Origin of the sequence: Streptomyces sp. G5(2025) (genome assembly GCF_049542075.1) — a bacterium.
Classification (GTDB): domain Bacteria; phylum Actinomycetota; class Actinomycetes; order Streptomycetales; family Streptomycetaceae; genus Streptomyces.
In genome coordinates, this window is record NZ_JBMUZT010000006.1 from 2813326 (window position 1) to 2829543 (window position 16218).

Consider the following 16218-nt stretch of genomic DNA (forward strand, 5'->3'; position numbering starts at 1 on the left):
CACTGAGAATTCTCGCTGTGTAACTTCTCATGCGACTCGATCGGGTGAATCCCGAGGCTTCGGCGCGCCTGCTGCGTAGCCTCGTTGCGGCCAGCGGGCAAAGAGCCCGCGGCACCAGGGAGGCATCCGACGTGTCCGCAAGGCCCACCACCCGCCGACGCCAGCTCGGCGCAACCTTGCGCAAGCTCCGGGCCCGCAAAGGCCTGACGCTGGAAGAAGCCGGTCTCCGCGTCGGCGTCTCGAAGGCAACGGTCAGCCGGTACGAGACGCGCGAAGGGCCCGTCAAGTGGCTGATCGTGGAGGCGCTTTGCCGCGCCTACGACGCCGCCGAAGCCGAGCGAAAGGCGCTCGTCTCACTGGCCAAGGACGCCAAGCAGCAAGGGTGGTGGAGATCTTTTTCGGACTCCATCCCGGAGAGCATGAACCTCTTGCTGACCCTGGAGGACGAGGCCTCACGCGAAGAACATTTCTCCTGCGTCTATGTGCCAGGGCTGCTTCAGACGCGCAGCTACACCGCCGCAGTGCAGCAAGCGAACGAGATGGAGCGGACTCCCGAGGACATCGAGCGGCTCGTCGACATCCGCATGAAACGTCAAGAGATCCTCAGAAGGCCGGACCCGTTGCGGCTCTGGGCCATCCTCGACGAATCCGTCGTCCGACGCGTCGTCGGCTCACCCGCCGTGATGCGGGAGCAACTAGACCACCTGCTGCGGGCCAACGAATCCCCGCACATCACACTGCAGGTACTCCCCTTCTCCCGGGGTGCTCATGCCGCCGCCCTCGGCAGCTTTGTCATCTTCTGCGGCCGTGAACCGTCTCTGGACGTCGTATACGTCGACCTGCACGTCGGCTCAGTGTTCATGGAGAAGGAAGAGGAACTGGACAGATACCGGCTCGCGTTCGACTATCTCCGCGCACAGGCACTGGATATGGCCGCCTCATCGGCCTTGATCGAGCGAGTTCGCGAGGAGATGGCATGAGTACGTGCCGCACTGCCGCCCACAGCCCTGTCTGGTTCAAGTCGTCGTACAGCGGTGGCAATGAAACCGAGTGCGTCGAGGTAGCCCTCACCGATGACGACGTGCTCATACGTGACTCGAAGCGACCCCGCGGCGCGCTCGTCGCCGTGCGGCCGAAGGCGTGGGACGGCTTTCTCGCAGGCATCCACCGGGCGACGCTCGGTTAGCGCCCCGTCCCTCCCTTGTTGTCGCTCTCGGCGGGCATAAGGTCGATGTCCGGCATTGACGACACCGCCGGCCGACTACGAGCCGCAAGGAGGGGAAGACCCTTGCCCTACACCCCCCAAACCCCCCAAGACCGCACGTTCCTCGACCACGCCATCGCCAACTCCCGGCGCGCGCTGGAAGACGGCGGCAAGAAACCCTTCGGGGCCGTTCTCGTCGTGGGTGGGGACGTCGTGGGGGACGGGACCAACTCCGTCGTCGAGTTGAATGATCCGACCGCGCACGCCGAGGTCATGGCCCTGCGGGACGCGGGTCGGCGGCTCGGGCGGTACTCCTTTGCCGATGGCGTGCTGTACGCGAGCAGTGAGCCCTGCCCCATGTGTCTCGTCGCCTGTTACTGGGCCGGGATTCCACGGGTCGTCTACGGTGCCACCACACGTGACGCCGCCGCCAACGGGCACGAGGACCTGCGGTTCTATCGCGACGTCGCGTTGCCCAGCGCCGAGCGGCAGCTGGTGGACGAGGTGGCCGTCGGCGGTACGCCTCGCTCGGCCGCCGTGGATGTGCTCGCCGCGTGGGCCGCCGCGCAGCCCGGCCCCGTGGAGCCCAAGCTCTGACCATCCCGCCCACCGGCTGCCGGTCGCCCCGCGTTAGCCTCGGGCCAGGAAAGCAAGACATCAGGGACGTAGCAACGACGTACCACCGAAAGGCGGGCAATCATGGCGAGGATTCCGGGAGCGGTCGTGGCGGCTGGCGGGCTGGTCGGCGGGTACGCCGTCGCTCGGTTCACCAAGAAGCGACCCCTCGGTGGGGTGGTCCTCGCCGCCGCCGGGAGCCTCGCCGCGCGGCAGTGGCGCGAGGCCGCCGGGGCGAAGACCGCCGCCGCGCTCAGCGCCGCGTACGTCGCCGGGTTCGCCGGGTCGCATCCGCTCGCCAAGAAGGTCGGCGCCTGGCCGTCCGTTCTCGGGGTCGCCGGCGCCGTGGGAGTCGCCTCGTACCTCTTCGCCGACCGGCGGGGCTGAGCCAGCCGGGCACGATCACCGAACAGCGCCCCTGAACGTCGCCCGGTACGCCCCCGGCGACACCCCCACCCCCGCCCCGAAGTGCTGTCTCAGGGACGCGGCCGTGCCGAAGCCCGTCTCCGTCGCGACGCGGTCGACCGTGTGGTCCGTGGTCTCCAGGAGTTCGCGTGCCCGGTCCAGCCTGCGCTGCGTCAGCCACCGCATCGGCGTCAGGCCCGTCTCCTCGCGGAAGCGGCGGCTGAACGTGCGTACGCTCATCGACTCGACCCCCGCCAGCTCTGCCAGCGTCAGGGGTTCGGCCAGGCGTGCCAGGGCCCAGGCGCGGGCGCCCGCCGTCGACGCCACCCGCGGTTCCGTTGCCGCCAGCGGGCGGCGGATGTACTGGGCCTGGCCGCCCTCCCTGTGGGGCGGTACGACGGTGCGGCGGGCCACCTCCGCCGCGACCGCCGCGCCGTGCTCGGAGCGGATCAGGTGCAGGCACAGGTCGATGCCCGCCGCCTCGCCCGCCGAGGTGAGCACCTCGCCCTCGTCGACGTAGAGGACGTCCGCGTCCACCTTCACCGCGGGGAACGTCCGGGCGAAGCGGTCCACCGACAGCCAGTGCGTCGTCGCCCTGCGGCCGTCCAGGAGGCCCGCCGCCGCCAGGACGAACGCGCCCGTGCAGATGGACGCCACCCGGCGGCCCTCCCGGGGGGCCAGCGCCGACACCAACTCCGGTTCCAAGGCGCCCGGTTCCAGGTCCTCGTCGTATTCGTGCGACGCCGGGACGAGCACCGTGTCCGCCGCCGCCACCGCGTCCAGGCCGTGCTCCGCGTAGATCGGGAAGTCCGCGTCCGTACGGATCCTGCCGGGCCGCGGGGCACAGGTGCGGACGTCGTACAGGAGGCCGCCGGAGGGTGAGCGCGCTGTGCCCAGCAGTTGGTGGACCAGGCCCAGTTCCATGGGGAGTACGCCGTCTCTGACCAGGACGGCGACCGTCACCCTCGTCACCCCGGCCTCCCTCGTCACTACGGCTCCCCTCACCGCACGGCTGCCCTCACGCTTTCACCGACGACAGCGGCTCCGCGATGTCCTCCAGCGACCGCCTCTCCGCCTTGACCGCGAACACCGCCGCCACCAGCCCCGCCGCGCACATCAGGCCCGCGCCGATCTGGAAGGCCAGGACCGTGTCGCCGACGACGCCCGACTCCGTCAGCTTGGCGAAGATCAGGGGGCCGCTGATGCCGCCGGCCGCCGTGCCGATCGCGTAGAAGAAGGCGATGGCCATGGCGCGGGTCTCCATCGGGAAGATCTCGGAGACCGTCAGGTACGCGCTGCTCGCGCCCGCCGACGCGAAGAACAGGACCACGCACCAGCACGCCGTGAGCGTCGCCGCGCTCAGCGAGCCTCGGTCGAACAGCCAGGCCGTGAGGAAGAGCAGGACGCCGGAGACGATGTACGTCGACGAGATCATGATCCTGCGGCCCACCGTGTCGAACAGTTTGCCGAGGAAGAGCGGGCCCAGGAAGTTGCCCGCGGCGATGACGGCGAAGTAGTAGCCGGTGCTGCCCGACGGCACGTCGTAGAACTTGGTCAGGATCGCGCCGAAGCCGAACGTGATCGCGTTGTACAGGAACGCCTGGCCGACGAAGAGGGAGAGGCCGAGGGTCGCGCGTTTGGGGTAGTCGCGGAAGACCGTCCTGGCGATGAGGCCGAAGCCGATGCTCTTGCGCTGGTGGATGGTGATCTCGCGGTCGGGCGGCGGCAGCGGCTCGCCCTTCTCCCGCTCGATCTCGCGTTCCACGGCCGAGACCAGGGCCTCGGCCTCCTCGCTCCGGCCGTGGATGAACTGCCAGCGCGGGCTCTCCGGGACGTGGCGGCGTACGAGGAGGATCACCAGGCCGAGAACGACGCCCATGGCGAAGGTCAGCCGCCAGCCGAGGTCCTTGGGGAAGATGTCGGTGTTGAGCATGACGACGGAGAGCAGCGAGCCGCCGATCGCGCCCAGCCAGTAGCTGCCGTTGATGATGAGGTCGACGCGGCCGCGGTACTTGGACGGGATCAGTTCGTCGATCGCGGAGTTGATGGCCGCGTACTCGCCGCCGATGCCGAAGCCGGTCAGGAACCGGAAGAGGAAGAACCACCAGGCGTCGAAGGAGAGCGCGGTGAGGGCGGTGGCGCCGAGGTACACCGCGAGGGTCACCATGAACAGCTTCTTGCGGCCGTACTTGTCGGTGAGCCGGCCGAAGAAGAGCGCCCCGGCGCAGGCGCCCGCCACATACAGGGCCGCCGCGATGCCGGTGACCTGGGCGGAGCTGATCGCAAGGCCGCTGCCCTCCTCGGAGAGGCGGCCGGCGATGTTGCCGACGGTGGTGACCTCCAGGCCGTCCAGGATCCAGACCGTGCCGAGACCGATGACGATCATCCAGTGCCAGTGGGACCAGGGCAGGCGGTCGAGGCGGGCCGGCACGGCCGTGGTGACGGTGGCCTCGGAGCCCGGGCCGGAGCCAGGGACCGAGCCAGGGTCCGAGCCGGGGTCGGGAGGCGGCGGCGCGGCGGGCGTGGACGACGCGGTCATGGCGGGCGGCTCCTTCCGCTGTTCCCACGTCGCCGTACTGCCGCGCGCCTGCCGGGCACGCTGGCCCCGCTGCGGTCCCGCTGCTGGTCGCGCTGCGCGGGCGACGGCTCCCTCGGCACTGAGCGAGCCCCTCCAGAGTGCCCAGCAAACGCTTCCTCACGCGCGCTGGGCCCACCAGTTGATCACCGGCCCGCCCCCCTCACCCCACGAACAACCGCGACACCGCGTAGATCGCGAGCCCCGCCAGCGCGCCGACCACCGTGCCGTTGATCCGGATGAACTGCAGGTCACGGCCGATATGCGCCTCGATCTTCTTCGAGGTGTGCTCCGCGTCCCAGCCCGCCACGGTGTCCGTGATCAGCGAGGTGATCTCGTCCCGGTAGGTGGTGACGACGTACACCGCCGCGCCCTCGACCCAGCCGTCCACCTTCTGCTGGAGCCGGCCGTCCTGCGCCATCCGGGCGCCGAGCGAGAGCAGCGAGGCCCGCACACGCATCCGCAGCTCGCTGCGCTCGTCCTCGGCGGCGGCCACGATCATGGACCGTACGGCCGACCAGGCGGAGGCGATGAGGTCCTGCACCTCGCCGCGCCCGAGGACCTCCCGCTTCAGGCGCTCCACACGCTCCCGCGTGTCGGAGTCGGACTGGAGGTCGGCGGCGAAGTCGGCGAGGAAGCGGTCGACGGCCCCGCGCGCGGGGTGCTCGGGCATGTCCCGCATCTCGGTGACGAAGCGCAGCAGTTCCTTGTAGACGCGGTCGCCGACCTTCTTGTCGACGAACCGCGGGGTCCAGCCGGGCGCCCCGCCCTGCACCGCGTCCATCACCGAGTCGGCGTGCTCCACCAGCCAGTCGTGGGCGCGTACGCAGACCAGGTCGACGACCCTGCGGTGGCCGCCGTCGGCGACGATCTTCTCCAGCATCTTCCCTATGCCGGGGGCGATCTCCTGGGCGTCGGCCCGGCGCGTGATGGCCTCCCCGACGACGGCCTGCACGTCGGAGTCGCGCAGGACGGTCAGCGCCCCCCGGAGCGCCGTGGCCAGTTCGGCCGTCACCCGGTCGGCGTGCGCGGGCTGGGCCAGCCAGGTGCCGAGGCGGCCGCCGATGCCCACGGCGTGCAGGCGGCCTCGTACGACGTCGGCGGAGAGGAAATTCTCCCCCACGAAGTCGCCGAGGGAGGCGCCCAGCTGGTCCTTCTTGTTCGGGATGATCGCCGTGTGCGGGATGGGCAGGCCGAGCGGGTGCCGGAAGAGCGCCGTCACCGCGAACCAGTCGGCGAGCGCGCCGACCATGCCGGCCTCGGCGGCCGCCGCGACGTACCCCGTCCAGGCGCCGGCTCCGGAGTGCTGCGCCCACTTCGCCAGTACGTAGACCAGCGCGACGAAGACGAGCAGTCCCGTCGCCGTGATCTTCATCCGGCGCACTCCGCGCCGCTTCTCCTCGTCGGCGGGGCTGTACGTGAAGCCGCCGGGAGCCACCGGGGGTACCGGGGCCGCCGGCGTCACCGGAGCCACCGGGGGTGCTCCGAACGGCGTACCCTCACCCGCCTTGCGACCCTTGTCGGGTTCAGGCCTCTTCTCCGCATCAGCGCTCTGCACTCACTCCACCTGGCCCGTTCGCCTCGTCCTCGTCCGCGGGGTCGTCCGCGGTCTCGTCCCTCACCGCATGGTCCCGCGTCATGTGTTCTCCGTCCCTTCCTCCCTACTCCTGGAACGAACGACAAGTTCCCGGCGTCTCAATGGACGGAGGGGGGCACTGTCGGCCGCCTCACGGCCCATGCCGCATCATGGGGTGATCACACCGGAGCCTCGGGGCTCCCCCTGCCCGAGGAGACAGAGCCCGCATGACCAAGCGACACGGTTATGCCCTTCTCGCCGCGGTCGTCGCGGTCATAGTGGTGATTTCCGCCGCCATATTCGTCGGCGTCGCCGGCACCGACGACGGTTCGCGGGACACCATCAGCGCGGGTCCGCAGGGCCCCCGCAACTCCGCCGCCCCCGCCTCCTCCGGCACCTGGGTCGGCTCCTGGTCCGCCTCGCCCGCCGGGTACGAACCGGGCACGGAACGCGAGGGATTCGCCGGCCGCTCGATCCGCAACGTCGTGCACACCAGCGTCGGCGGCGACAGCGCCCGCATCACCCTGTCGAACCTCTACGGCACGACGCCGCTGAGCATCACCCACGCCTCCATCGCGCTGGCCTCCGCGTCGAACGACCCGGCGGCGGCCCCCGGCACCCTGCGCCGCCTCACGTTCAACGGCAACACCTCGGTGGTGATCCCGCCGGGCGCCCAGGTGATGAGCGACGGTGCGAGGCTGCGGGTCCCGCACGACAGCGACCTGCTGGTCACGACGTACTCGCCGACGCCCTCGGGCCCGGTGACGTACCACCCGCACGCGCGCCAGATCAGCTTCGTCGCCGAGGGCGACCGCACCGAGGACGCGGCGGGCGACGCCTACACCGAGCAGAGCCCCTACTGGCGCTACCTCTCCGCGGTGGACGTGCGGAGCACCGAGACCGACGGCACCGTCGTCGTCTTCGGGGACTCCATCACCGACGGCATCACCTCCACGACGGGCGCCAACCGCCGCTGGACCGACGTCCTCGCCGACCGCCTGCGCACCGAGTCGGGCGCGCCGCGCTACGGCGTCGTCAACCAGGGCATCAGCGGCAACCGCATCCTGTCCGACGGCCGTGGGCGGCCCGCCGCCAACCCCTCCGGGCTCTCCCGCTTCGACCGTGACGTGCTCGGCCGTACGGGCGTCAAGGCCGTCGTCATCGCCCTCGGCGTCAACGACATCCTGCGCAACCCGCACCAGAACGACCCGGACCGCATCGTCGAGGGCCTGCGCGAGCTGACCCGGCAGGCGCACACGCGCGGCCTGCGGGTCGTCGGCGCGACGCTGATGCCGTTCGGCGGCCACCGCGGTTACGGGCCCGTGCTCGAAGCGGTCCGCCAGTCGGTGAACGAGCAGATCCGCTCGGGCCGGGTCTTCGACGAGTTCGTCGACTTCGACCGCGCCCTGCGCGACCCGTACGACCCGCGCACGCTGCGCGAGCAGTACGACTCGGGCGACCACCTGCACCCGTCGGACGCGGGCTACCGCGAGATGGCGCAGACGTTCAACCTCTCGCACCTCAAGAGCTCGGCGGCGGCGCAGCTCTGACGGTCCTGACGGAGCCGGACGGGTCCTGCCGGTGACGGGGCCTGACGGTCCTTCGTCCGCGGGCCGCCCGAAGCCCCGTCAGGGGCCCCGTCAGGGGCGCGGGGAACTGCGCGGCCAGCCGCGGACAATCCGCAGACGAGACGCGCCGCCGACCACCCGAGCTCCCCCTACTGCGAGTCCCCGGGGCTGTCCTGCGGCACGTCCTGCGACCCGGTCGGGCCCTGCCCCTCACGCCGCTTCTCGCGCTTGCGCATGTGCAGCTCATGCCGCTCGCCGTGCTTGAGGCGGTGCCGCTCGGAGCCCTCCAGCTGCGCCGCACGACGCGCCTCCCGGCGCTCCAGCTTCTCGCGCCGCCGCTCCTCCTTCAGCCGCAGCTTCTCGGCCTTGCGCAGCTTGCGGTCGACGCCGACGCCGCCCATCAGGGCGAAGCCGTTGACGACCACGCGGGGCGAGCCGGGGGTCCCCACCCCGGTCGCCTTGTCGTCGAAGCCGCCCATGATCCCGAAGCCGCGGACGACGACGTTCATCTCGGGCGGCACGACCACCTGGAGGCCGCCCATGATGGTGAAGCAACGGATCTCCACGTCGCGCTCGGTGAAGTACGCCTCGCGCAGGTCGATCTCGCCGCCGCCCCACATCGCGAACGCGGTGAACTGCCGCCCGACGACCCAGCCGCCCTTGCGGCTGAACCCGCTCCAGAACGCGAAGCCGCCGGTCGACGACGGTTCGCCGTCCACCATCCGCGCCGCCCAGTCGATCGCCGCCGGGTCCTCGCTCACGGGCCGCTTCACCATAGAGACCTTGGCGGCGCCGTGCGCGGGCAGGTCGCGGGTGATCGGCTCCAGCTCGCCGTAGGTGCGGGCCTTGTACGTGGCGTCGAGGCGCTCCTCGAACTCCGCCATGTCGAGGCGACCCTCGGCCATCGCCTCCCTGAGCAGTTCGGCGACCCGCTCGCGGTCGGCGTCGGAGGCGCGCAGGTCGGGCAGCCGGAGCCCGTCGGGTCCGTGAGAGGTTCCACCGGAGGATGCAGCGTCACTCATGAGGGGCAGCCTACGAGGTCGCCTTCTCCGCGTACATCTTGGCGATGACCGCCTCGATGTCCGGCTCCCTGACCGACAGGTCGACCAGCGGGTACCGGTCCGCGATCCGCGCGACGAGGGGAGCCGCCGACTCCGCCGCCGGGAAGGCGAGCCACTGGCGCGGGCCCTCGACCTTCACCACCCGCGCCGACTCGACCTCGATGGGCGGCAGTTCACGCTCCAGGTCCACGACGAGGGTGCGCTCGCTCTCGCCCACCTCGTGGAGGCCGGCCAGCGGACCGTCGTACATCAGACGCCCGTGGTCGATGACCATCACGCGTTTGCACAGTTGTTCGATGTCGGTGAGGTCGTGGGTGGTGAGCAGGACGGTGGTGCCGGACTCCGCGTTCAGGTCGCGCAGGAACTCCCGCACCTTCGCCTTGCTGATGACGTCCAGGCCGATCGTCGGCTCGTCCAGGTAGAGCACTTCGGGGTCGTGCAGGAGCGCCGCCGCGATGTCGCCGCGCATCCGCTGGCCGAGCGAGAGCTGGCGCACGGGCACGTCCAACAGTGCTCCCAGTTCGAGGAGTTCGACGCACCGGTCGAGGTTCTCGCGGTAGCGGGCGTCCGGGATGCGGTACATGCGGTGCATCAGGCGGTACGAGTCGATGAGCGGCAGGTCCCACCAGAGGGTGGTGCGCTGGCCGAAGACCACGCCGATGCGCCGGGCGAGGCGGGTGCGCTCGCGCGAGGGGTCGATCCCGGCGACCCGCAGCCGCCCGCCGCTCGGGGTCAGGATGCCCGTCAGCATCTTGATCGTCGTCGACTTGCCCGCGCCGTTCGGCCCGATGTAGCCGACCATCTCGCCGCGCGGCACGGTGAAGGAGATGCCGTCGACGGCCCGCACCTCGTGCCGCTCGCGCCGCAGGAAGCCCGTCTTCTTGCGGACGTCGAAGACCTTCTCGACGCCGTCCAGCTCGATGAGGTCGGTTTCCATGAGACGTCAGCTCCCTGTACTGCGGTACGAACGAAGGCCCGTGCGCCAGGCGAGCCCGGCGAGGGCGAGGCAGCCCGCGGCCACCAGCGGCGGCGTGAACGCCGTCCACACGGGCAGGCCGAGCGGATAGGGCCGCCCGAGGACGTACAGGGCGGGCAGCCAGTTCACGAAGGCGAGCGGCAGGACGAAGGTGACGCCGCGCACCAGGTCCTTGGCGAAGACGGTCGGCGGGTACTGGAGCAGCGTCGTGCCGCCGTACGTGAAGGCGTTCTGCACCTCGGCCGCGTCCCGCGCCACGAACTGGAAGGCCGCCCCCGCCACGAACAGCGCCCCGAAGATGCCCGCCCCGCTGAGCAGCATCACCGGCACCGTCAGGACCTTCACCACCGTCCAGTCGATGTCCAGGACCACCAGCGCGTACGTGAGGACGAGCGCGCCCTGCGTCAGCCTGCCGATCCGGTGCAGCCCGAAGCGGTCGGCGGCGACCTGGGCGATGACCGGGGCGGGCCGCACGAGGAGCGTGTCGAAGGTGCCGTCGCGCACCCGCTTGCCGAGCCGGTCCATGGAGCCGAGGGCGAGGTCGGCGAGGCCGAAGGCGGTGCACGAGGCGCCGTACAGGAAGGCGATCTCCGCCAGCGAGTAACCGCCGAGCCGGTCCACCTGGGAGAACATCAGCAGGATCGCCGCGAAGTCGAAAGCGGTCACCGCGAAGTTGCCGAGCGCGGTCATCGCGAAGGACAGGCGGTAGGCCATGAGGGAGCGGACCCACATGGCGGAGATCAGCCGGTAGGCGCGCAGGCCGTCGCGTACCTGCGCCTGCCGGGAACGCAGCCGTGCCTTCCCAGAACGCACCCGCGCCTGCCGGGAACGCATCCGTGACAGGTCAGCCGGGCGTGACGGGTCCGTCGGCCGGAACAGGTCAGCCACCCTGGACCACCACCCTGCGGGTCGCCACGGCCTGGAGCAGCCGCCCCGCGCTCAGCAGCGCGGCGGCCCAGCCGAGCTGGAAGGCGTACATCCGTATGAGGTCCGGGCCGGTGTGCTTGCCGAGGAACACGTCGGCGGGCACCTGGAGCAGCGCCGACCAGGGCAGCGCGCGGGCGAGGTCGCCGAGCACCCCGGGGAAGACGTTCAGCGGCAGGAGCATCCCGGAGAAGAAGGTGCCCGCGAGCATCCCCACCTGGCTGACGCCCGCGCCGTCCATGGTCCAGAACGCGGAGAGCGCCACCAGGAAGCGCAGCGCGAAGCTGACAAGGGCCCCGAGCACGACGGCCGTGAGAAACGCGAGCCAGCGCAGCGGGTCGGCGGGCAGCGCCAGGTCGAAGACGAGCGCGCCCGCCGCCATCGGCAGGACGCCGCGCCCGAGGAGTTGGAAGAGGGCGCGGCCCAGGTCGCTCGCCAGCCACCAGGCCTGGAGGTCCGCGGGCCTGTAGAGGTCGACGGCGACGTCACCGGTGCGGATCCGCTCGATCAGCTCGCCCTCGAAGCCGCCGCCCATCAGCGCCATGACGGTGAGCAGGGCCTGGCCGAGCCAGACGAACGTGACGGCCTGCTCCTGGTCGTACCCGCCGAGGCCGGGCCGCTCGTCCCAGAGCGCGATGTAGGTGTAGGCGAGGATGAGCCCGAAGACCGTGTTGGTGAACACACCCGCCGCGGTCGCGACCCGGTAGGTGGCGTATCTGCGGAACCCTCCCCCGGCGACGGCGGCGTACAGACGGAACCGTCCTGCGCGCACGTGCATCCCTTTCACAGTGAGCCTCGTCCCGAATCGGGCCAAAGCGCAGGATCGTACTGTGACCGGGATCGCACGCGCCACGCATTTTCGCCTCGGGGGCGCGTGCCTGGTGTCGACTCCTGTGGCGACAGTGTGCAATGGGGGTGACGAGGCGCACTGGACGTACGACGCTAACCGGGAGTTCCGCAACACATGAGCGACGAGCCGCAGCAGCAGGGCCCCGCCGGGGACGGCGGCGAGGCCACCGAGACCGGCAAGGCGAAGAAGCCGAAGCGCCCCAAGCGCAAGGGCTGGCGGCGGATCTTCCCGACCTGGCGCATGGTCCTCGGCGGCTTCCTGCTCCTGGCTCTGCTCTGCGTGGGCGCCTTCCTGACGGGCTACCTGCTGGTGGAGATCCCCCCGGCCAACGCCGCGGCGACCAAGCAGAGCAACGTCTATCTGTACGACGACGGGACCGAGATCGCGCGCGACGGAAAGGTCAACCGCGAGAACGTCCCGCTGACGGAAGTCCCGCTGCACGTCCAGCGCGCCGTCCTCGCCGCCGAGGACCGCGACTTCTACGGCGAGTCCGCGGTCGACCCGAAGGCGATGATCCGCGCGGCCTGGAACACCGTCACCGGCAAGGGCAAGCAGTCCGGCTCGACGATCACCCAGCAGTACGTGAAGAACTACTACCTGGGCCAGGAGCAGACGGTCACCCGCAAGGTGAAGGAGTTCTTCATCTCCATCAAGCTGGATCGCGAGGTCAGCAAGGACGACATCCTCTCCGGCTACCTCAACACCAGCTACTTCGGCCGCAACGCGTACGGCGTGCAGGCCGCCGCCCAGGCGTACTACGGCAAGAACGTCAGGGACCTCTCCACCGCCGAGGGCGCCTACCTCGCCACTCTCCTCAACTCCCCCAACGCCTACGACGTCGCCACGCACCCCGAGAACAAGCCGCGCGCGGCGGGCCGCTGGAACTACGTCCTGGACGGCATGGTCAAGGAGGGCTGGCTCGGCAAGGCGGACCGGGCGAAGGCGAAGTTCCCGATGCCCGACGAGGCCAAGGGCGCGGCGGGCCTGTCCGGGCAGCGCGGCTATGTCGTCAAGGCCGTCGAGGACTACCTCACCGCCAACAAGATCATCGACGAGGAGACGCTCGCCAAGGGCGGCTACCGCATCACCACGACACTCCAGAAGGACCGCCAGGACGCCTTCAAGAAGGCCGTCGACGAACAGGTGATGTCCAAGATCGACAAGAAGGCCCGCAAGGTCGACCGCAACGTCCGCGCGGGCGGCGCCTCCATCGACCCGGCCACCGGCAAGGTCGTCGCGATGTACGGCGGCATCGACTACACCAAGCAGTACGTCAACAACGCCACCCGCCGCGACTACCAGGTCGGCTCCACCTTCAAGCCGTTCGTGTTCACCTCCGCGGTGGAGAACGGCTCGGTCACCCAGGACGGCCGCCCCATCACCCCGAACACCGTGTACGACGGCACGAACAAGCGCCCGGTGCAGGGCTGGAGCGGCGGGACGTACGCCCCCGAGAACGAGGACCAGGTCAACTACGGCGACATCACCGTCCGCGAGGCCACCGACAAGTCCGTGAACTCGGTGTACGCGCAGCTTGCCGTCGACGTCGGCTCCGACAAGGTCAAGGACACCGCGATCGCCCTCGGCGTCCCGAAGACCACCCCCGACCTCACCGCCTCCCCCTCCATCGCGCTCGGCCCGTCCACCGCGAGCGTCCTGGACATGACCGAGGCGTACGCGACCCTGGCCAACCACGGCAAGCACGGCACGTACACGATCGTCGAGAAGATCACCAAGGGCGGCGAGGAGGTCGAGCTGCCGGCGCGGGACACCAAGCAGGCCGTCACCCGCGAGGCCGCCGACACGACCACGTCCATCCTGCAGAGCGTCGTCCAGGGCGGCACCGGCACCGCCGCCCAGGGCGCGGGACGGCCCGCCGCGGGCAAGACCGGCACCGCCGAGAACGACACGGCGGCCTGGTTCGCCGGCTACACCCCCGACCTCGCCACCGTGGTCGCCGTCATGGGCCAGGACCCTCAGACCGGCGCGCACACCCCGCTGTACGGCGCGCTCGGCGAGGCCCGCATCAACGGCGGCGGCTACCCGGCGCGCATCTGGGCGCAGTTCACCGAGGCCGCCCTGGAGGGCAAGCCCGTCAAGGACTTCGACCTGGAGCTGGAGCAGGGCTCGGACGTCCCCGTGCCGCCCGACCCGACCGCCACCGGCGGCACCCGCGAACCGGGGACCGGCAAGCCCACCGACGGCGGCGGCCCAACCGACGGCGGCACGACGGACGGCGGCACCACCGACGGCGGCACCACCACGGACGGCGGCACGGACACCGGCGGCCCCACCACCGACGGCGGCACCGACATCGGCGGGCCGACCACCGGCGGCCAGACGGGTGACCAGACCGACGGCGGCGCCACCACGGACGGCGGCACCACCGACGGCGGAACAACCGACGGCGGCACCCCGGGCGGCCCCACGGACGGCGGCACCGACGCGGGAGGCGCCACCGACGACGGCGGCGCCTCGGACGGCGCGATCGGCCTGACGGACGGCTAGCGCCCGCCGCCTCCGGCCGGGGTCAGTGCCCCGAGGTCGCCTTCAGACCGACCACGGCCACCAGCAGCAGGCAGACGAAGAAGATGCGGGCGGCGGTGACCGGCTCACCCAGGATCACCATGCCGAGCACCGCCGCGCCCGCCGCACCGATGCCCACCCACACGCCGTACGCGGTACCGATGGGCAGCGATCTGGCGGCGTACGACAGGAGCAGCATGCTCGCGACGATGCCCGCGCCCGTGAACACGCTGGGCCACAGCCGGGTGAAACCGTCGGTGTACTTCATCCCGATCGACCAGCCCACTTCGAGCAGACCGGCGACGATCAACAGAACCCAGGCCATGACGGCACCTCCGACGAGACGAGTGGAGACACGCACTGAGCGCGTGCCACCTGAGGGGGTGCGTCGTCTTTGCGGAAACCCGGTACGGCGCGTCTCGTCGGGTCGTTCCACGGTAGCAAACCCATGCGAAAGGGGCTGGTGACCGTGGTCACCAGCCCCTTCGACGCCCCGTGAGGCTACAGATACAGGCCCGTCGAGTCCTCGGAGCCCTCGAACCGGTCCGCGGCCACGGCGTGCAGGTCGCGCTCGCGCATCAGGACGTACGCCACGCCCCGCACCTCGACCTCGGCACGGTCCTCGGGGTCGTACAGCACCCGGTCGCCCGGCTCTACCGTACGGACGTTCTGCCCGACGGCGACCACCTCGGCCCAGGCGAGCCTGCGGCCCACGGCCGCGGTCGCGGGGATCAGGATGCCGCCGCCGGAGCGCCGCTCGCCCTCACTGGTGTCCTGCCGCACGAGCACGCGGTCGTGCAGCATCCGGATGGGCAGCTTGTCGTCGTGGTGGGTCTTCTCGCTCACGCCACCGAACCTACCTGCCCCGGCGCGGTATGCGGCCCTCCGGGTCGGTTGTTGCGCGGCTCCGGCTCAGCGGTTGCGGCGCCGCGAGCCCACCACGAGCAGCCCGACGACACCCACGGCGACCAGCGCCACCGGGACGATCCGCTCGATACGGGGCGAACCGTCCTCCGCGACGAACCGGCCCCGCACGTCCGAGACGAATCGGTTCGCCCCGACATAGGCCCGGCCCAGTGAGTTGTCCACACCGGCGACGACCTTCGCCTTCGCGTCCCCGACGATCGTCTTCGGGTGGACGCGCACCCCGATCTCGTCGAGGGTCTCGGCCAGCTGGTCGCGCCGGCGCTTGATGTCCGCCTCGATCTGCGCAGGGGTCCTGGCATCCGACACCGCGCTGCCTCCAGGTCGTATCGATTGTGTGGACGTGATCTGTGACCACAGTCTGTCAGCTTCACGCGCGCCGCACCCCACGGCACCCCTATTACGACCCCTATTACGCTCGACTCCGTCACCACACCTTTCGCGCAGCACCCGATGCGAAGCACCCCGCGAGGAGACCGAAGATGAGCGAGCGACTTCAGCCCGGCGACACCGCCCCCGCCTTCACCCTGCCCGACGCCGACGGCAAGGACGTCTCGCTGGCCGACCACAAGGGCCGCAAGGTCATCGTCTACTTCTACCCGGCCGCCCTCACTCCCGGCTGCACCAAGCAGGCCTGCGACTTCACCGACAACCTCGACGTCCTCGCGGCGGCCGGCTACGACGTCATCGGCGTGTCGCCGGACAAGCCGGAGAAGCTCGCGAAGTTCCGCGAGCAGGAGAACCTCAAGGTCACGCTGGTCGGCGACCCCTCCAAGGAGACCCTGGAGGCCTACGGCGCCTTCGGCGAGAAGAAGCTCTACGGCAAGACGGTGACTGGCGTCATCCGCTCGACCGTCGTGGTCGACGAGGAGGGCAAGGTCGAGCACGCCTTCTACAACGTCAAGGCGACCGGCCACGTGGCCAAGATCATCAGGGACCTGGACGTCTGACCGACGGCTCCCCCCGGCCCCCGACCCCGCCGCACCGCACCGCACCGCACTGTGACAAAGGCCC

The 16218-nt window shown here is 70.7% G+C and carries 17 protein-coding genes and 1 riboswitch; of the genes, 7 read left to right on the forward strand and 10 right to left on the reverse strand.

Annotated features, from left to right (window positions below):
• The first annotated feature begins 131 nt into the window (after positions 1-131).
• The 4 genes from ACOBQB_RS23500 (at position 132) to ACOBQB_RS23515 (ending at position 2206) form a co-directional block, all read left to right on the forward strand.
• A complete protein-coding gene (locus tag ACOBQB_RS23500) occupies positions 132-980 on the forward strand; it encodes a helix-turn-helix domain-containing protein (protein ID WP_423594110.1) in 849 nt (282 codons plus the stop codon).
• A complete protein-coding gene (locus ACOBQB_RS23505) occupies positions 977-1186 on the forward strand; it encodes a DUF397 domain-containing protein (protein ID WP_423594111.1) in 210 nt (69 codons plus the stop codon). Before ACOBQB_RS23500 ends, ACOBQB_RS23505 begins: the two co-directional genes overlap by 4 nt.
• Before the next feature lie 102 nt (positions 1187-1288).
• Complete coding sequence (locus tag ACOBQB_RS23510; RefSeq protein WP_423594112.1) at positions 1289-1801, forward strand: nucleoside deaminase; 513 nt, start codon at positions 1289-1291, stop codon at positions 1799-1801.
• 102 nt (positions 1802-1903) lie between these two features.
• Complete coding sequence (locus ACOBQB_RS23515; RefSeq protein ID WP_423594113.1) at positions 1904-2206, forward strand: hypothetical protein; 303 nt, start codon at positions 1904-1906, stop codon at positions 2204-2206.
• Positions 2207-2221: 15 nt separating this feature from the next.
• On the opposite strand, the gene ACOBQB_RS23520 is transcribed toward ACOBQB_RS23515, so the two are convergent.
• The 3 genes from ACOBQB_RS23520 to ACOBQB_RS23530 all read right to left on the reverse strand — a co-directional run bounded on the left by ACOBQB_RS23520 (position 2222) and on the right by ACOBQB_RS23530 (position 6174).
• Positions 2222-3196, reverse strand: a complete 975-nt coding sequence (locus ACOBQB_RS23520; RefSeq protein WP_423594114.1) for a GlxA family transcriptional regulator — start codon at positions 3194-3196, stop codon at positions 2222-2224.
• Positions 3197-3242: 46 nt separating this feature from the next.
• Positions 3243-4763 (reverse strand): MFS transporter, encoded by a 1521-nt coding sequence (locus ACOBQB_RS23525; protein WP_423594115.1) that lies wholly within the window; start codon positions 4761-4763, stop codon positions 3243-3245.
• A 199-nt stretch (positions 4764-4962) separates the two neighbouring features.
• Positions 4963-6174, reverse strand: a complete 1212-nt coding sequence (locus ACOBQB_RS23530) for a DUF445 domain-containing protein (RefSeq protein ID WP_423598704.1) — start codon at positions 6172-6174, stop codon at positions 4963-4965.
• A gap of 428 nt (positions 6175-6602) precedes the next feature.
• Between ACOBQB_RS23530 and ACOBQB_RS23535 the strand changes: the two genes are divergently transcribed.
• Positions 6603-7925: an SGNH/GDSL hydrolase family protein gene (locus tag ACOBQB_RS23535; protein ID WP_423594116.1), complete on the forward strand. Its 1323-nt coding sequence runs from the start codon at positions 6603-6605 to the stop codon at positions 7923-7925.
• A 167-nt stretch (positions 7926-8092) separates the two neighbouring features.
• Here ACOBQB_RS23535 and ACOBQB_RS23540 read toward each other — a convergent pair whose 3' ends face one another.
• The 4 genes from ACOBQB_RS23540 to ACOBQB_RS23555 are packed head-to-tail and all read right to left on the reverse strand — an operon-like array spanning position 8093 to position 11682.
• Entirely contained in the window at positions 8093-8965 is an 873-nt protein-coding gene (locus tag ACOBQB_RS23540; RefSeq protein WP_423594117.1) for a DUF1707 SHOCT-like domain-containing protein, read from the reverse strand.
• Between the two features lie 10 nt (positions 8966-8975).
• Entirely contained in the window at positions 8976-9941 is a 966-nt protein-coding gene (locus ACOBQB_RS23545; protein ID WP_423594118.1) for an ABC transporter ATP-binding protein, read from the reverse strand.
• A gap of 6 nt (positions 9942-9947) precedes the next feature.
• Positions 9948-10814, reverse strand: coding sequence for an ABC transporter permease (locus ACOBQB_RS23550; RefSeq protein ID WP_423594119.1), 867 nt, complete (start codon positions 10812-10814; stop codon positions 9948-9950).
• Between the two features lie 46 nt (positions 10815-10860).
• Entirely contained in the window at positions 10861-11682 is an 822-nt protein-coding gene (locus ACOBQB_RS23555; RefSeq protein WP_423594120.1) for an ABC transporter permease, read from the reverse strand.
• Positions 11683-11868: 186 nt separating this feature from the next.
• Between ACOBQB_RS23555 and ACOBQB_RS23560 the strand changes: the two genes are divergently transcribed.
• On the forward strand, positions 11869-14262 hold the full coding sequence (locus ACOBQB_RS23560; protein WP_423594121.1) for a transglycosylase domain-containing protein: 2394 nt from the start codon (positions 11869-11871) through the stop codon (positions 14260-14262).
• 22 nt (positions 14263-14284) lie between these two features.
• Here the strand turns inward: ACOBQB_RS23560 and ACOBQB_RS23565 are convergent, their stop codons facing one another.
• The 3 genes from ACOBQB_RS23565 to ACOBQB_RS23575 form a co-directional block, all read right to left on the reverse strand.
• Positions 14285-14605 (reverse strand): DMT family transporter, encoded by a 321-nt coding sequence (locus ACOBQB_RS23565; RefSeq protein WP_127912809.1) that lies wholly within the window; start codon positions 14603-14605, stop codon positions 14285-14287.
• Positions 14606-14662: 57 nt separating this feature from the next.
• Positions 14663-14727, reverse strand: a riboswitch (guanidine-III (ykkC-III) riboswitch).
• Between the two features lie 54 nt (positions 14728-14781).
• Positions 14782-15126, reverse strand: coding sequence for a GroES family chaperonin (locus ACOBQB_RS23570; RefSeq protein ID WP_030793504.1), 345 nt, complete (start codon positions 15124-15126; stop codon positions 14782-14784).
• 66 nt (positions 15127-15192) lie between these two features.
• On the reverse strand, positions 15193-15513 hold the full coding sequence (locus ACOBQB_RS23575) for a DUF3618 domain-containing protein (RefSeq protein WP_423594122.1): 321 nt from the start codon (positions 15511-15513) through the stop codon (positions 15193-15195).
• 173 nt (positions 15514-15686) lie between these two features.
• Here ACOBQB_RS23575 and bcp point away from each other — a divergent pair, with 173 nt between their 5' ends.
• Positions 15687-16154 carry a thioredoxin-dependent thiol peroxidase gene (gene bcp, locus ACOBQB_RS23580; RefSeq protein WP_423594123.1) on the forward strand — a complete coding sequence of 156 codons (468 nt, stop codon included), beginning with the start codon at positions 15687-15689 and terminating at the stop codon, positions 16152-16154.
• Positions 16155-16218: the final 64 nt, after the last annotated feature.

Coding starts and splice junctions, on each gene's coding strand:
- ACOBQB_RS23565 (WP_127912809.1), bottom strand. CDS start 14,605: ATGGCCTGGGTTCTGTTGATCGTCGCCGGTCTGCTCGAAGTGGGCTGG.
- ACOBQB_RS23550 (WP_423594119.1), bottom strand. CDS start 10,814: ATGCGTTCCCGGCAGGCGCGGGTGCGTTCTGGGAAGGCACGGCTGCGT.
- ACOBQB_RS23515 (WP_423594113.1), top strand. CDS start 1,904: ATGGCGAGGATTCCGGGAGCGGTCGTGGCGGCTGGCGGGCTGGTCGGC.
- ACOBQB_RS23545 (WP_423594118.1), bottom strand. CDS start 9,941: ATGGAAACCGACCTCATCGAGCTGGACGGCGTCGAGAAGGTCTTCGAC.
- ACOBQB_RS23560 (WP_423594121.1), top strand. CDS start 11,869: ATGAGCGACGAGCCGCAGCAGCAGGGCCCCGCCGGGGACGGCGGCGAG.
- ACOBQB_RS23555 (WP_423594120.1), bottom strand. CDS start 11,682: ATGCACGTGCGCGCAGGACGGTTCCGTCTGTACGCCGCCGTCGCCGGG.
- ACOBQB_RS23530 (WP_423598704.1), bottom strand. CDS start 6,174: ATGAAGATCACGGCGACGGGACTGCTCGTCTTCGTCGCGCTGGTCTAC.
- bcp (WP_423594123.1), top strand. CDS start 15,687: ATGAGCGAGCGACTTCAGCCCGGCGACACCGCCCCCGCCTTCACCCTG.
- ACOBQB_RS23505 (WP_423594111.1), top strand. CDS start 977: ATGAGTACGTGCCGCACTGCCGCCCACAGCCCTGTCTGGTTCAAGTCG.
- ACOBQB_RS23540 (WP_423594117.1), bottom strand. CDS start 8,965: ATGAGTGACGCTGCATCCTCCGGTGGAACCTCTCACGGACCCGACGGG.
- ACOBQB_RS23535 (WP_423594116.1), top strand. CDS start 6,603: ATGACCAAGCGACACGGTTATGCCCTTCTCGCCGCGGTCGTCGCGGTC.
- ACOBQB_RS23525 (WP_423594115.1), bottom strand. CDS start 4,763: ATGACCGCGTCGTCCACGCCCGCCGCGCCGCCGCCTCCCGACCCCGGC.